12 protein-coding genes and 1 other RNA gene are annotated in these 14718 nt (G+C 67.8%); 6 read left to right on the top strand and 7 right to left on the bottom strand.

Annotated features, from left to right (window positions below; genetic code table 11):
* Window positions 1–17 precede the first annotated feature (17 nt).
* Both RIF23_RS00755 and RIF23_RS00750 read right to left on the bottom strand, forming a co-directional pair.
* The gene (locus RIF23_RS00755; RefSeq protein ID WP_310910328.1) at window positions 18–1871 is read right to left on the bottom strand and encodes a PH domain-containing protein; all 1854 of its coding nucleotides are present in this window, start codon (window positions 1869–1871) and stop codon (window positions 18–20) included.
* 24 nt (window positions 1872–1895) lie between these two features.
* A complete protein-coding gene (locus RIF23_RS00750) occupies window positions 1896–2411 on the bottom strand; it encodes a PH domain-containing protein (protein ID WP_310910327.1) in 516 nt (171 codons plus the stop codon).
* Between the two features lie 233 nt (window positions 2412–2644).
* Between RIF23_RS00750 and RIF23_RS00745 the strand changes: the two genes are divergently transcribed.
* The 4 genes from RIF23_RS00745 (at window position 2645) to RIF23_RS00730 (ending at window position 7381) form a co-directional block, all read left to right on the top strand.
* On the top strand, window positions 2645–3619 hold the full coding sequence (locus RIF23_RS00745; protein WP_310910326.1) for an ATP-binding cassette domain-containing protein: 975 nt from the start codon (window positions 2645–2647) through the stop codon (window positions 3617–3619).
* Between the two features lie 47 nt (window positions 3620–3666).
* The gene (locus RIF23_RS00740; protein ID WP_310911193.1) at window positions 3667–4461 is read left to right on the top strand and encodes an ABC transporter permease; all 795 of its coding nucleotides are present in this window, start codon (window positions 3667–3669) and stop codon (window positions 4459–4461) included.
* A gap of 244 nt (window positions 4462–4705) precedes the next feature.
* Complete coding sequence (locus RIF23_RS00735) at window positions 4706–5257, top strand: YbhB/YbcL family Raf kinase inhibitor-like protein (protein ID WP_310910325.1); 552 nt, start codon at window positions 4706–4708, stop codon at window positions 5255–5257.
* Window positions 5258–5608: 351 nt separating this feature from the next.
* Window positions 5609–7381, top strand: a complete 1773-nt coding sequence (locus RIF23_RS00730; protein ID WP_310910324.1) for a hypothetical protein — start codon at window positions 5609–5611, stop codon at window positions 7379–7381.
* An 85-nt stretch (window positions 7382–7466) separates the two neighbouring features.
* On the opposite strand, the gene RIF23_RS00725 is transcribed toward RIF23_RS00730, so the two are convergent.
* The 5 genes from RIF23_RS00725 to RIF23_RS00705 all read right to left on the bottom strand — a co-directional run bounded on the left by RIF23_RS00725 (window position 7467) and on the right by RIF23_RS00705 (window position 11019).
* On the bottom strand, window positions 7467–7601 hold the full coding sequence (locus RIF23_RS00725) for a hypothetical protein (protein WP_310910323.1): 135 nt from the start codon (window positions 7599–7601) through the stop codon (window positions 7467–7469).
* A 172-nt stretch (window positions 7602–7773) separates the two neighbouring features.
* Window positions 7774–8158, bottom strand: an RNA gene (gene rnpB, locus RIF23_RS00720) — RNase P RNA component class A.
* Window positions 8159–8276: 118 nt separating this feature from the next.
* A complete protein-coding gene (locus RIF23_RS00715; protein ID WP_310910322.1) occupies window positions 8277–9434 on the bottom strand; it encodes a bifunctional RNase H/acid phosphatase in 1158 nt (385 codons plus the stop codon).
* A complete protein-coding gene (locus RIF23_RS00710; RefSeq protein WP_310910321.1) occupies window positions 9392–10135 on the bottom strand; it encodes a zinc ribbon domain-containing protein in 744 nt (247 codons plus the stop codon). Before RIF23_RS00710 ends, RIF23_RS00715 begins: the two co-directional genes overlap by 43 nt.
* The gene (locus RIF23_RS00705) at window positions 10132–11019 is read right to left on the bottom strand and encodes a Nif3-like dinuclear metal center hexameric protein (protein ID WP_310910320.1); all 888 of its coding nucleotides are present in this window, start codon (window positions 11017–11019) and stop codon (window positions 10132–10134) included. The genes RIF23_RS00710 and RIF23_RS00705 overlap by 4 nt, the downstream gene beginning before the upstream one ends.
* Window positions 11020–11168: 149 nt before the next feature.
* Here RIF23_RS00705 and RIF23_RS00700 point away from each other — a divergent pair, with 149 nt between their 5' ends.
* Both RIF23_RS00700 and RIF23_RS00695 read left to right on the top strand, forming a co-directional pair.
* A complete protein-coding gene (locus tag RIF23_RS00700; RefSeq protein WP_310910319.1) occupies window positions 11169–11516 on the top strand; it encodes a hypothetical protein in 348 nt (115 codons plus the stop codon).
* Between the two features lie 165 nt (window positions 11517–11681).
* A complete protein-coding gene (locus RIF23_RS00695; RefSeq protein ID WP_310910318.1) occupies window positions 11682–14609 on the top strand; it encodes an FAD-binding and (Fe-S)-binding domain-containing protein in 2928 nt (975 codons plus the stop codon).
* Window positions 14610–14718: the final 109 nt, after the last annotated feature.

Below are 14718 nucleotides of genomic sequence, written 5' to 3'. Positions count from 1 at the left end.
GGATCCGGGTGCCGTTCCTACGTAGCTGCCTCATCCTGGGGGCCAGACGGGGACGTGTCCACGAGGAACGGGCGCACCATGTCTGGCGTCACCTCGGAGACGAAACGCACGGAATCGGCGAAGTTCATGTCCAAGGCCGAGTAGCCTCCGCTGCCCGCACCCACGCTTACTTCCAGGGTGGCCAGTCCGACCCGGCGCTGGAACAGGGACTGGTTCCAACGCCAGCCAATGATTGCGGGACGCTCGATCACAGCCTGAGTGCGGCTCAGACTGCCGGAGCGTACGCTCACATGGTGGCCGTCGTAGCCGTGCCCCAGGGCCCGGTAACGGTCGATTCCCAGCGGCACCGACGCGAGTGCCAGGACGAGGGCTGTCACGGCGAACCAGTACTGCCCCAGAGCCCAGGCGATCCCCGCCAGCACCACGAAGGGTGTCACCGCGCGGAACAGCCTTCGGGAGCGCGCCGCGGGTGGATGTGCCACGAGCTCCCCCCTGAAGGGGGTCAGAGCCGAGGAGACCACACGATGCAGGGTGCTTCTGCGGACGATGGGTAGCAGCGTGGCCCGGGTCGCCGCATCCCCCAACCCCGTGACGATGGCACGCAGCGCCGCAGTGCTGGCCCACCGCTCCAGAGGACTGTCCAGGATCTCGTAGCCGCGCACCCGCCGCAGTTCGAGGGTCACACTGTGCCGGGTGAAGAGACCACGCTCGGCCACCAGGGAGACACCGCGGCGCCACAGGGTAAACGACCAGTTGTTAACGGCGTACGACACCACAGCGAATGCGGGCATGAGCACGAGAAGAACGGCAATGCCGCCCACGACGGCCCACAGGATGGTGGCCGCACTGCTTTCGGCGATCCAGTCGGCGACGCTCTGCACGTCGACGTCGCTGGCCAGTCGGGCATCCCGCGCCACCTGCCCCGCAAAGCCGAGCAGTGTGGCCAGGACAACGAACGGGGTCAACAGATAGCCGAGGCTCAGTGCGCCGAACAGGTACCAACGCGCCGGTAGCACGAAGTGCACCCGAGTGCTGGTGCTGTGCTGCGGGAGGTCCTCCTCGGTGGGCGCATCCGGCTCGACGGTTGTGTCGGTATGGTCGGTGGCTCCGGGGGTCGATGCACCCGAGGCCAGCGCCGCGTCGGATGTGGACTGCGGACCTTGGTGCTCGTGCGTCTGACCACGGAGCTCGGCTCGACGGCGCAGCAGCTCGTCCCGCAGCCGCTCGGCCTCCCCGACATCAATGGCGTCGAGGGTGCCCTCTTCGGAGTGGCCTCCCCCGGCGGCCGCCTCCACCCGGACAACGGCGAGACCGAAGATGCGGTGCAGGAGTGTGGAGGTGACGTCCACACCCCGGATCCGTTCCAGGGGAATCGTGCGCTTACTGCGGTTCACCAACCCACGATGGATCTCCAGATGCTCACTCGTGACCTGGTAACGCACGGTTTGCCAGGTCACGAAACCACTGACGAGAAAGCCAACGATGGCCAGGACCGCGCCGGTGAGAACCATCGGGTTGGTCGTACCGAAGATCAGCGCAACGATCACGAAAGGAAAGAGCGTCCGCAGGTACCGCACCGGCTCGGTCACCAGGATGCGGGGACTGAGCCGCCGCATTCCCTCTGGCGCCGGATGGTGCCACTGTTCGTCCGGGGCCACCTCCCCGGCGGCATCGGGCCACCAGGGGGGCGCCTCCCCCTGGCTGGACGGGCTCCCCCCGCCCAGGCTGTCAGCCGAGTCCGGGGCCACGCCGTTCTCGCCGGCGACCCCGCGGGCGCCGGAGACGTCCTGGGTACGGTCAGGTTCGGGCCGCGCACCGGATTCTGGCGAATTGCCCCGTTCCGGCTGCGGCGGATCGTTTGGCTGTGTCATGTCACTGGGCCACCAGGTCGCGCGTCAGGTTGCGTCATCACGCAACTCCCCGGCTCGGCCGGCGATGTCCTCGGCGATCTGCCCCGCCAGCTGCTCCTCCAATCCGGTGATCTCCGAAGATCCGGCGTGGGAGGCCGTCTGGATCTGCACCGTGGCCAGTCCGAACAGTCGCTCCAACCACGTACGGGTGTGGTCGACGGTCTGGACCCGGCTGATCGGAACCAACTGCCAGTTCATGTTCAGCCATCCCGTACGCGTGTAAACGAGGTCGTCGCTGACCTCCCATCGGTGTACCCGGTAACGCCACTGGGGAATGACGACGGCGCGCACCAGTGCGTAAGTCGCATAGGCGGCGAACAGCCACCAGACGTTGTCCAGCACCCACACGGGAACCCAGCCGAATCGGGCAACCGCCACGGTGGAGGCAACAGCCACACCGAACAGGATCTTCACGACAGCCCCCGCCAGCCCGCTGACGGTCCACATATAGATCGCTCGCGGGTCGACGAGATGGCGCGGAGGTCGTAGTCGGGCGTTCACGCCCGAATTCTAGCTGTTACGAGCGTCTCGTTCCGTGTGGGAACAGGCGTTCCCCGCCAACTGTTACACCCGGCGTCACACTGGCGCGGCAGCAGTTCCGGTGGCCGCGGCGCCGTGGGGCCGTCGGGCCGTCGAGCCGTCGGGCCGCCACTGCGAAAATCGCTGGGAAATGTCGCCCCGGTCCGGCACACTCTCCATGTTCTCCGGCACCGAAATCTCGTATTGGGGGAAGGATGACCGACGCCATCCGCGCAGAGGGGCTGGTCAAGCGGTTCCGCGACACCACCGCACTCGACGGGATCAACCTGCGCGCACGGACCGGCGCGGTGCTGGGGGTACTCGGCCCGAACGGCTCCGGGAAGACCACCACGGTGCGCATTCTGTCCACACTGCTGCAACCCGACCAGGGTCACGCCACCGTAGCCGGATTCGACGTTGTTCGGCAGGCACACGAGGTACGGCGCCGGATCGGATTGACCGGCCAGTATGCCGCGGTCGACGAAGAGCTGACCGGCAACCAGAACCTGGCGTTGATCGCCCGCCTGTTGGATTTCTCGCGTCCCGCCGCACGGGCCCGCGCAGCCGAGCTTCTGGACCGGTTCGCCCTCACGGACGCAGCGGATCGCCCGGCCAAGACCTACTCCGGTGGGATGCGTCGCCGGCTCGACCTCGCGGCGAGCCTGGTAGGACAGCCGTCGCTGCTGTTCCTGGACGAGCCGACAACGGGACTGGATCCACACAGCCGCAACGAGCTGTGGGACGTGGTCCGGGGGCTCGTCGACGACGGAGTGACCGTGCTCCTGACCACGCAGTATCTGGAGGAGGCGGACCAGCTGGCCGACGACATCATCGTCTTCGACCACGGAACAGTTATCGCGGAGGGAACCCCCGAGCAGCTCAAGGCACGGGCCGGCGACCAGGTTCTCCAGCTGGAAACCGTCCATCCGGAGCATCTCGGTCGCGCCACGGCCATCGTAGAGGCGGTCACCGAGCGGGGCGTCCGTCACTCCGGAACTGAGGTGAGCGCTGCCGTCACCGACCCCGCGATGCTTCCGGCCGTGGTACGCCAGCTCGACGACGCCCAGATCCCGGTGGCCGAACTGGCACTGCGCAAGCCAAGCCTGGACGAGGTGTTCCTCGCACTGACCGGACACACGGCCCAGGCCCCCGACACCGATTCCATCATCCCGGAGGAGGCACATCCGTGACCGTGACCACCACTCCCTCGGTCGAGGCCGGGTCCACCGCCACACCGATGCGGCCCACCGGTCCCGCTCGGCTGACCCCGGCGGCACTGGTCAGACACGGCCTGCTCCTGACCTGGCGCAGTCTGCTCAAGATCAAGCGCAATCCGGAGGAGATTCTCGGGCTGACGTTCATGCCCATCATGTTCGTGGCGCTCTTCGTGTTCGTGTTCGGGCAGGCCATGATGGGCGACTGGCAGGTGTACCGGGACTTCTTGATGCCCGGCATCATCGCCCAGTCCGTGATCTTCACCACGATCGGAACCGGGATCACGCTCAACACCGACATCCAGAAGGGGATCTTCGACCGGTTCCGTTCCCTGCCGGTCACGCGCTCCTCCCCGCTGGTGGGGGCGGTGCTCGGTGACCTGGTTCGTTACTTCCTGACCGTGGTCGTGATTCTCGCCGTAGGAATGGCTATCGGCTTCCGTCCGGGCAACGGGCTCGTCGGCGTGCTGGCGAGCACCGCCGTCATCATGGTTTTCGCTTTCGCGCTGTGCTGGATCTCGGCCTGGATCGGCCTGGTGATGCGGACCCAGATGGCGGTACAGAACTTCGGGATGATCTGGATGTTCCCGCTGAGCTTCGGGAGTTCGGCCTTCGTCGATCCCAACGACATGCCAGGATGGATGGCCGCGTTCGCCGAGATCAACCCGGTAACCCATGTCGTGGACACCATGCGTGGCCTGTTGGTGGGTGGAGACGCCCCGGTCACGGAACCGCTGCTGTGGACTCTGGGCTGGACGGTGGTGATCACGGCGGTCTTCTTCCCACTGGCGGCCCGCGCCTACCGCAACCGCTCCTGATCGGGCGAGTCCCGGTGGTCACGGTGACCACCGGGACTGGCCACACCGTTGCATCCGGCAGAGTAGGGTTTTGGGCAGAGCCTCGACACGGCATACCCCAGCGAACCCCTGCGAACCGGAGTTGGAGTCCGTGGACGTGAACAGGTCCCCTTCGCACGCGCGGCCAGCCCGGGCCGCTCGAGCCCGGCCACTGGCGGTGGGCGGCGCGGCGAGTGCCCTGACGATACTGGTCTCTGGTTGCGGTATGATCCTCGGCTCTCCACTCGACGAGGCCACGGACGATCTCACCGTGAGTAGTCCGGTGATCCAGGAGGGTGGGGAGATCCCGGATCGCTACACCTGCCATGGGGAGGGCAACAGTCCACCTCTGCAATGGTCGGGAGTTCCACCGCATGCCGAGTCAATCGCCGTGGTTGTGGACGACCCCCAGGCCGCGGGCGGACCCAAGGTGCACTGGGTCGTGTACAACCTCGATCCCGACATAGCCGAACTGCCGGAGAACGGGCTGCCCTCCTCGGCCCAACAGGCCGAGAACTCCGTTGGCGAGGTCGGCTATGATCCCCCCTGCCCGGACGGCTCATCCGCGGAGCGCGGCTACGAGGACGAGCGGTCAGAACAGTCCGAGGACAGCCCGAACTCCGATGAGGTGCTCCAGCACTACCGGTTCACGGTCTACGCACTACAGGCTCCCATCACGCTCGAGGATGACGACACCGCCGAACTCGACGAGGCCCTGGGGGCGATTGCCGCCCGGAGCCTCGCTTGGGGGCGGCTGCTCGCCGACGATGGCAGGTGACATGCACGACACATATCCACACCGTCACCCCCCACTGCGCCGCGACACATGCCACACGAGACACCTCGGGCACCGACACGTTCCACACGGGACGATGCGTGTCGCCCACTGCACATTCACCGCAGAAGCGCATAAAGTGGAATCGTGCCCCCCACTGAACTTCTGATGGACACACTTCTTCGGCGTCCGTCCCGCCACTGGGGCGTGCGGAGGCGTGGGACCGCACGCAGAACGCCGCAGGAGGTACCGAGCAACGAGGTGGGCGGTTTCTGTCATGACAGCAGTCTGTCTGCGCGCCAGCGCCGACCCCTCTGACCATGTGGCCCCGCGCCCTAGGGTGGTGCGTCTCTGATGATGATCTACATTCTTGGCGCCGTATTCGTCGTACTCCTGGTTCTAGTTCTGATCGCATTGGGTATGCGTGCGTTGGGTTCCTCCGACACCCAGGACGCGGAGTTCGACGAGGAGCAGGAGGACTCCGAACCGGCGGAGGAACGGCGGCCCTCGGCGGCGCGGCGGTTCCGGCCAGGCCGCGGGCGGAAGGAACCCGAGGAGTGGGGCGACGGTGACGACGACCTGTCCGACGCCGACTTCTGGTCCAGCATCTCGGACGAGGACGCCCCCTTCCCCGGACGCAGGACCGGTACCGCACATGGCTCGGTAGACAGCGAACCGCACAGCCCAGCAACCGAGGCCGCAGAGCAGCACGCCGCCGTGGATACCGCGGCCCCGGCAGCGGGAACCAGGGCGGACACCGCGTCGAGCTCGGATGGGGCCGCAGGCAGCGACCTGGACAAGCTCGCGAGCCTGGGGCAGGGAACCGAGGAAACCGAAAGCGCCGGCAACCAGAACGTCGCGGCACCTGTGGACAACGCGGTGCACGCACCCGGTTCGACGTCGGCTCCCGAGTCCGCTCACCGAGCTCACCAGCCGCGCACCAGTGTTCCCCCGCGCAACACCGAGCCGTCGATGCCGGAGCAGGACCCCAGCTCCACTACGGTGTCGGGCCCGCTGATGGGGGTGCCCGACACCGGCCCAGGACACACCGCCGTCTCCCAGGGCTCCACCCCATCCGGCCCGGCGGCCAGCCCTCCGCCAGTCGAGCCGCCACTCCAACCCGCCGCGGACGCGAATCCACCCCACTCCAGGCCCCGGGCTGCCACACCGGACCAGGGCCCCGGTAGTTCGGCGACAGACGACCCCTTGTCCGATCCCAGCTTCCGGCCAGCCACGGCCGGACCCGAGACGGGATCCCCAATCTGGTCCAGTATGGACACTGGCAGCCACCAACGCTCGGCCGTGGACACCGGAAGCCACCAACGCCCCGCGATGGACACCGGAAGCCACCAACGCCCCGCGATGGACACCGGAAGCCACCAACGCCCGACCGTGGACACCGGAAGCCACTATCCCCCGAACCCGCCCGCGGGTTCGGCGTATCAGCCGGCCTCGTTCCCGGGAACCGAGCCACGCTCTGCCCCCTACCCCGCCCACCCCTCCCCCGAGACACACACCGCGCCCGGAGCAAACCAATCCCCATCGGCGAGTGGCTACAACTCGGCGAGCGGCTATACGCCCGCAGGATGGGGACCCGAATGGTTTCCGGCAGAACCGGCCGCGACGCCGCAGGACCACACCCCGGAGGGGTTCCATCAGGGCTGGGAAGGTCCGCATCCGAACGGCCCCCAAGGCTATCCGGCCTCCGGGTACCCCGCAGAACAGCCCGGCGTGCCCTACACCTCGGATTATCCGTACGGGCCGGTGGATAGCAGCGTGCACATGTACGACGCGGCAGCGCCTCCCGCCCCTGCGTCGCCACCCCCGGGGCCACCTGCCCAGAGCGGATACCAGTTCCAGTACGGCCCGTCCCCGGATCTCCTGGGGCAGGCTCCACCACCGCCCCCCCAGCCCACAGACCCCTACGCGTCCGGGGCACAGAGTCCGTACCAGCCCGGACCGCCGGACCCAACGGCCTACCAGCCGTCCGCCTACGACCCTCCCGCCTACGAGTCCGGAACCGGCGGCTGGCCGGTCCAGTGGACATCACCGCCCCCGAACGAGGAGTATCCGCCCGCACCCTATGACGCCTACGGCTATCCCTACGGTGAGGGACCGGCACGGTAACGCCGCCCGGGGTGCACCTGGACCTGACCGGTACTGTGCACCCCGGCCCCCAGGGGGGTGGACCCAGCCTCAGCGACCGGTACACCTACTCATTGCGCGTGTCCTCACCGTCGGGGGGTTCGACCGGCGTGGCCCAGTTTCGCGCGAGCAGGAAGATCACAATGATCGCCAGTAGCGGGATCCCGAACATCACCGCCAAGGTCGCTGTCGAGAATTCCATGTCTCCACCGAGTCACTAGTACGTGGGGCGCCGGATCAGGGCATGCACCGAGGACTATGGTGGCTCGGTGCACGCACGATCCCAATGTAGGTGACACGGCCGTTTGACGCCCATGATCCGGCCGCGGGCATTGCCGCCACCCCAGCCAGGCGCCCGGAGTGCGGCCACAGGAACGGGGAGCCGGTCGATAAGCCGGATTCTGTTACGGTCCGTATCCGGACCGGGCGACCATCCATCTGGGACTGCCGTTGCCGACAGCCTCCTGCGGTCTACCCGCGAACTCGGGCGGGCCACCCTCGATCGTCCGCGCAGAGAACCCGAAGGCTCTCCTCTTGACCTTGCTCCGGGTGGGGTTTACCAAGCCGACCGGATCGCTCCGGCCGCTGGTGGTCTCTTACACCACCGTTTCACCCTTACCACCGGATCGGTGGCGGTCTGTTTTCTGTGGCACTGGCCCGCGGGTCGCCCCGGGTCGGTGTTACCGACCACCCTGCCCTGTGGAGTCCGGACTTTCCTCGACGGTACGCGAGCACCGCCGCGGTCGCCTGACCGACTCCCCGTCCCTTCAGTATATGCCCCGCGATCGCTGTGGCCACGACCGAGGGATCCACGGCGGCCGGCCGCGGGAGTCACCGGCTGAGCCGCCAGCTGCCGGCGTCCCGCCGCCACGATTTGTCATCCGCTCGAATGCAGATGCGCGGTATCGTTCACAGAACGCACGACCGCGGGGCCGTCGGCATAGTGATCGACCTCGCACAGGCAGGCCACGTCCAGGTGCATGCGGTACAACGCTTCGGGGGGCGCCAACAGCGCGAGCCGGAGCAGGGTCTTGATCGGCGTGACATGGCTGACGATCAACACCGACCTGCCCGCGTAGTCGCGCAGGAGCTCGTCACGGGCGAGGCTGACCCGGCGCGCCACGGCGGCGAAGCTTTCCCCCCCGGGCGGAGCCTGCTCAGGGTCAGACACCCACCGGGACAGGGCCTCAGGCCAGTCTTGCTGGGCCTCAGCGAAGGTCAACCCCTCCCACTTTCCGAAGTCGGTCTCCGTTAGTCCGTCGTGCACCTCGACGTCCAGCCCCAGTGCCGCAGCCACGGGAGCGGCCGTGTCTCGGGCACGGCGCAGGGGAGATGAAACGACCACGTCGATGGGGACATCACGCAATCGGGACGCCGCACGATCTGCCTGGTGCACGCCCACGTCTGTGAGTGGGATATCGCCCCGGCCGGCGAACCGGCGCTCAACGGACAGTTCGGTCTGTCCGTGCCGCAACAACAGCAGGGTGGTGGCATCCGTGGCCGGAGCTGCCCAGCCAGGACCAGCCGGGCTCGTCGAACGGTCTGCCGATGGAGGAGTCGACCCAGCGGAATGCGCGCCGTCATCCACGGAACTGCCATCCATGGCGGCGTTGGCGAGCCGATCCGCATGTGCGTTGCGCTCCCGTGGAACCCACGTGTAGCTGACGTCCGCGAACACGGCCGCAAGCTCCTGGGCCTCTCGAGCCAACACTGCCAGGTCCGGGTCCTTGATCCGCCAACGACCGGACATCTGCTCCACGACGAGCTTCGAGTCCAGCTGGACGTTCACCGTCGCGGATGGGGCCAGTTCGGCGGCACGACGCAGACCGGCGATGAGGCCCCGATACTCCGCGGCGTTGTTCGTGGCCACACCGATGGGTTCGGCGACCTCGGCCAGCAGCACCTCGGTCTGCGCATCCCGAACGACGGCCCCGTAGCCCGCCGGGCCGGGGTTACCCCGCGACCCTCCATCCGCTTCTATTCGGAGCCGCCTCACAAGCCCGACTCCGTCGTCCGTACCAGGATGCGCCGGCATTCCTCGCAACGCAGCACCTCGTCCGGAGCGGCCGTGCGGATTTCCGAGAGTTCCGCGGTGCTCAGTGCCAACTTGCAGCCCTGGCACCGCCCGTACTGGAGAGCCGCGGCGCCGATCCCCGCATAGGATTCCCGGAGCTTGGTGTAGAGAGCGAGGAGATCCTCCGGAAGTTCGGCGACCACCCGGGCACGCCGGTCGCGTACCGACTGCTGCTCGGTGTCCAGGTCCACCACCGCGGCCGAACGGCGTTCCTCGGCCTCATCCCGCTGCGCGGACACCGATTCCAGTTCCTCGTTGAACCGTGCCCGCCTGTTCTCGGCCGCCTCTCGGCGCTCCATGATCTCCAGGACGATCTCTTCGAGCTCGGACTGCCGCTCGTTGAGGGAAGCGATCTCCGACTGGAGACTCTCCAACTCCTTGTGGGAGGACACCTGCGCCGAATCCAGGCGTTGCTGATCCCGCTGGGCGCGGTTACGCACCTGCTCCACGTCGGATTCGGCCTTACGTTGTTCGCGTGCGATGTCGGCGAGTTCGGTCTCGACTTCCGTCACGCTGCTCTGGAGTTCCCCAAGGCGCGCGTCGAGCTGAGCCACCTCGGCGGTCTCGGGCAGGTTACGGCTCCGATGCTGGAGCCGATCCAGGGTGCTGTCGATCTCTTGCAGATCGAGCAAGCGTAGCTGGTGCTCGGGTTCAGCTTTCACTTCACTCCCTCATGAATGTGGCGAGACATGCCGAATGCGTCATGCCAGGCGTCGGTGACGATGGTGGAGACTCGCGTTTCCAGCGTAGTCTGCCCGGTTGTGGTGTGACCGGCCATGGCCCGGGAGAGCTGCGCTGCTGCGACGGGCAGCCAGGGCCACTCACTGGCCCAGTGCGGCGTATCGATCAATGCGGTGTCATGGGCTTCGACGAACTCTGTGGCCGGATGGTGGCGGAGGTCAGAGGTGACGAAGACGTCGACTCCCGCGGCTCGTGCCTCCTCGAGTAGGGAGTCTCCGGCACCCCCGGAAACCGCGACCCGACGCACTGGCCGTCGGGCATCACCGGCGACGCGTACCCCAGCTGCCGTCGCGGGAATTCCCGCGACCACCTGTTCGGCGAAGTCACCCAGCGACGTCACAACCTCCAGTTCCCCGACCCGGCCGAGGCCACGTTCGCCTTGGGAATCGGTCACGTCGGGGGCGAGCGGCCGCAGCTGCCCGGACAACCCCACTGCGCTCGCCAGAGCGTCCGAGACGCCCGGATTGGCCACGTCGGCGTTGGTGTGTGCCGTATACAGGGCGATACCGGAACGGATCAGCCGATGCACGAGGGCACCCTTCGGTGTGTCCGCAGCAACGCTGTTCACCCCACGGAGCAGCAGGGGATGGTGCGCCACGATCAGGTCTGCCCCCCAGCTCATGGCCTCGTCGACCACCCCAGATGTCACGTCTACTGCGAACAGGACACGCCCCACCGGCTGCTCGGGGGCACCGCAGACGAGGCCCACCGCGTCCCAGGAGGCAGCCCACGCTGGGTCGTAGCTGCGCTCCAGGACGGTGCGGACGGAGGCCAGTGTCGGCGTGTTCGGTCGTGCGTCAGCCATGCTTGTGGACGAAGTACTCACGGGGGCAGGTTAGCCCGCGCCGCGCCCCACTGTGTGCCACCGGCGGAGAGTGGCTACCCTGAGGTTCGTCCGCACTCGAGCCCGGTCGTTCGGCAGATCTGGCACCCCGACAGGGAGGGCGGTGACCGTTGGAGCCCCTCAGCCTCGTGACCGGAGCGGCGATCGCCCTGTCCGGTGTCGTACTGGGACGTCTACTGGCGGGGCGTCGCCGCCAACCAGCCCGCGGCCACCGCTCTGCACTCACCGGCCCGTCCGGTACACCGCAGGCGATCTGCGGTTGTGGACACCACCTGGTGTTCCACGACAATGAGACCAGAAAATGTCGAGCTCAGGTGATCATCCCTGGCCGCTGGACCGGGGAACGCGGCGACTCCCACCACACCTGTGTCTGCCAGGGCTACCGGGGCCCGATGCCTGTTGACGAGTACTTCGCTCCCGACATCATGCCCGACGGCCCGGACAGCAGCTCCAGATAGCACAGCCTCCCGCACCGTGGATCTGCTCCGGAGCCGCGGGACGCCTCGCCCCACCGACCGCTCCCCGATTCCTCCGGCAACACCCACAATGCCTTCTGTATCTTCGGGGAGACCCGGCCCACACCGGCCTGGTGTCAACCACGTGGGACAAGGAGAGGACCGGCCATGGGAGTGTCACACGCGCGGACAATGCGGCTTCAGGAACGGCTACGGGATGAGGTGCGCGGCGATGTCGACTTCTCCACCACCGCACGGGCCACGCACAGTGCCGACGCTTCCATCTACCGGCATCCTCCCCTCGGAGTGGTCTATCCCGTCGACGGTGCGGACGTAGCGGCGGTCCTGGCACTGGCGCGGGAATTCGACGTGGCACTGACCATGCGGGGAGCGGGAACAAGTATCGCCGGCCAGGTACTCGGTAGGGGGCTCGTGCTGGACTGCTCCCGCTACATGTCCGGGATCAGCGAAATCGACCCCGAGGGCCACACCGCATGGGTGGGTCCGGGCACGGTCCTGGACGAGCTGCGGGAGGCTGCGGGAAAACACGGGCTGACGTTCGGCCCGGATCCGTCAACCCACAGCCGGTGCACGCTCGGCGGCATGATCGGTAATGACTCCTGTGGCTCCCACTCGGTGGCCTGGGGCCGGACCGCGGACAATATCGAGGAACTGGATGTTCTGCTGGCCGACGGGACCCGGCTGACGGTCGGCCGCACGTCGCCGGAGGAGCTCCGGCGACGGTGCGCCGAGCCGGGTCGGGTGGGTGACCTCTACCGCGGTCTGCGCGACCTCAGCACTGCGAACCTGGAACTGCTGCGCACTGGCTATCCGCGGCTGCCTCGCCGTGTGTCCGGCTACGCCCTGGACGCGCTGCTCCCCGAGAACGGTTTCCACCTGGCCCGAGCCCTGGTGGGCACCGAGGGCACCTGCGCCATCGTCCTCGGGGCCAGGGTGCGGTTGATGCCGGCACCGCCCGTGCGGGCACTCGTCGTTGGGGGGTATCGGAGCATGCCCGCCGCCGCGGATGCGGTTCCCGACATCCTCGATGTGGCTCCCCTCACCGTGGAAGGTATGGGCGCCGACATGGTCGAGACGGTACTCGCGCACGCACCGGGGGGACCGGGGCCGACGGCTCTCGACCGACTCCCCCCGGGCCGGGGCTGGCTCTTTCTGGAAGTGGGGGGAGACACCGCCTCCGAGGCCGAAGGGCGCGCTGGGGAGCTCGCCACCCGCCTCGAGGCGGGAACCACCACCGGGACGATCGTGGTGACCGACCCAGCGGAGCAACGCAAACTCTGGAGTATACGTGAGGCCGGATCCGGGCTGGTCACCCGCGCCCCGGACGGCACCGAGGCGTGGCCCGGCTGGGAGGACGCGGCGGTTCCACCAGAACAGCTGGGCCGCTACCTGGAAGATTTTCAGGAACTCCAGCGCCAGCACAATCTACGCGGTATCCCGTACGGACACTTCGGCGAGGGATGTGTGCACGTGCGGCTCGATTTCGACCTCGACACGGCACCCGGGCGGGCGAACTTCCGCGACTTCATGGAGGCAGCCGCCGATCTTGTGGTCTCCTACGGAGGTTCGATCTCGGGGGAGCACGGCGACGGACAGGCCCGTGGCGAGCTCCTGGGCCGCATGTACCCACCCGAACTTGTGAACCTGTTCGCACAGTTCAAGTTCCTGTTCGACCCCGACAACCTGCTGAACCCCGGAATCGGTGTCGATCCGCGCCCCCTGGACGAGAACGTACGCGTGTCCGGACCGGCGCGCCAGCTACCCCTCGCCCTCCCCTATCCGCATGACGACGGCAGCCTGGCCAAGGCGACCCGCCGATGTGTCGGGGTCGGCACGTGTGTGGACACCAGCAGTGGGGTGATGTGTCCCAGCTACATGGTGACCGGGCAGGAGGAGCATTCGACACGGGGACGGGCTCGCCTCCTCGGGGAGATGCTGCGGGGCGAGATCATCACGGACGGGTGGGACTCCACCGAGGTGCGGGAGGCCCTGGATCTGTGTCTGTCCTGCAAAGGCTGTCTGAGTGACTGTCCGGTCAACGTGGACATGGCGACCTACAAGTCGGAGTTTCTGCACCAGCACTACCGTCGACGGATCCGGCCGGTGACCCACTATTCGCTGGGAGCACTTCCGCTGTGGCTTCGTCTGGCAGCGCCACTAGCTCCGCAGGCGAACGGGATGGCCCAAACCAGGTGGGCCGGGAACCTGGTCAAACGGATGGCCGGGATCGCCGCGCAGCGAGAACTACCCACCCTGGCCGAGACCACCTTCCTGCGTGCGTTCCACCGGCGACGGCGCGCCGCTGGACCCTCGCGAGCCACCGGCGGCTCCGGGCGGGCGGGGACCACGGTCCTGCTGTGGCCGGACACCTTCACCAACTACCTGGAACCCCGGATCGGCGCTGCGGCCACGGAGGTACTGGAACACGCGGGATTCACCGTGATCGTGCCACGGAACCCGGTGTGCTGCGGCCTGACGTGGGTGACGACCGGCCAGTTGAATGTTGCGCGGGCCGTGATGCGGCACACCGTTCGGACCCTGGCCGCCCCGCTACGTGCCGGGGTTCCCGTGGTCGGGCTGGAACCGAGCTGCACCTCGGTTCTGCGGGGCGAGCTCCCGGAGTACCTGTCCGCTGCCAGCGAGAACGCCGACGTCGCCGCCTGGGCCACCCAGCTCGGCCAGCAGACCCACACCCTGGCCGGTTTCCTGAACGAGTACGCACCCGACGCCGAATTCGGCAACCTCGACGTGGACGCGATCACACAGGTGCACTGCCACCAGCACGCCACACTCGGTTTCTCCGCCGAGGAACGACTCATGGAACGGGTGGGGCTGCACAATCGCACCCTGGACGCCGGGTGTTGCGGGCTGGCTGGAAACTTCGGGTTCGAGGACGGGCACTACGAGGTATCGGTGGGGGCGGCGGAACGCCGACTGTTGCCGGAGATGCGCGCTGCGACCCCGGACACGGCGGTGCTTGCGGACGGCTATTCCTGCCGAACCCAAATCGAACAGCTCGGGGATCGCCGTGCGCAGCACCTGGCCGAGGTGCTACGCACGGCGATCCCAACCTGACGACGCGCGGGACCGCATCGCGACTGCCCGGCTCCCGAGCACCTTGGTACCCTCCAGGGAACCTGCGGCGCCGCCACCGCGGCCGCAGCAGGCCCCACCGCCCGGAGCA

Origin of the sequence: Lipingzhangella rawalii (assembly GCF_031628175.1) — a bacterium.
GTDB lineage: Bacteria > Actinomycetota > Actinomycetes > Streptosporangiales > Streptosporangiaceae > Lipingzhangella_A > Lipingzhangella_A rawalii.
This window is presented reverse-complemented; position numbering and strand designations above follow the sequence as displayed.

Excerpts from the sequence above, each read along its gene's own strand:
- RIF23_RS00725 (WP_310910323.1), bottom strand. The coding sequence starts at position 7,601 with ATGGAATTCTCGACAGCGACCTTGGCGGTGATGTTCGGGATCCCGCTA.
- RIF23_RS00745 (WP_310910326.1), top strand. The coding sequence starts at position 2,645 with ATGACCGACGCCATCCGCGCAGAGGGGCTGGTCAAGCGGTTCCGCGAC.
- RIF23_RS00695 (WP_310910318.1), top strand. The coding sequence starts at position 11,682 with ATGGGAGTGTCACACGCGCGGACAATGCGGCTTCAGGAACGGCTACGG.
- RIF23_RS00735 (WP_310910325.1), top strand. The coding sequence starts at position 4,706 with ATGATCCTCGGCTCTCCACTCGACGAGGCCACGGACGATCTCACCGTG.
- RIF23_RS00730 (WP_310910324.1), top strand. The coding sequence starts at position 5,609 with ATGATGATCTACATTCTTGGCGCCGTATTCGTCGTACTCCTGGTTCTA.
- RIF23_RS00755 (WP_310910328.1), bottom strand. The coding sequence starts at position 1,871 with ATGACACAGCCAAACGATCCGCCGCAGCCGGAACGGGGCAATTCGCCA.
- RIF23_RS00740 (WP_310911193.1), top strand. The coding sequence starts at position 3,667 with ATGCGGCCCACCGGTCCCGCTCGGCTGACCCCGGCGGCACTGGTCAGA.
- RIF23_RS00705 (WP_310910320.1), bottom strand. The coding sequence starts at position 11,019 with ATGGCTGACGCACGACCGAACACGCCGACACTGGCCTCCGTCCGCACC.
- RIF23_RS00715 (WP_310910322.1), bottom strand. The coding sequence starts at position 9,434 with ATGCCGGCGCATCCTGGTACGGACGACGGAGTCGGGCTTGTGAGGCGG.